Raw genomic sequence first — 207 nt, 5'->3', positions numbered from 1 at the left:
CGGTCATCCTGTCTACAGGTGCACGTTGGAGAGAAATGAATGTACCAGGTGAGCAAGAATACAAAACACGTGGTGTTGCGTACTGCCCACATTGTGATGGTCCATTATTCAAAGGCAAACGTGTGGCTGTGATCGGTGGTGGTAACTCTGGTGTTGAAGCGGCAATTGACCTTGCGGGTATTGTTGAGCATGTCACTTTAGTTGAGT

General features: G+C 47.8%; 1 protein-coding gene. It reads left to right on the top strand.

What is annotated here, in order from left to right:
- The coding region (locus AC1M9B_RS14460) for an FAD-dependent oxidoreductase (protein WP_481609348.1) at positions 1-207 on the top strand (207 nt) is incomplete at both ends.

This window comes from Acinetobacter sp. ANC_7513 (assembly GCF_056779915.1).
This window is presented reverse-complemented; position numbering and strand designations above follow the sequence as displayed.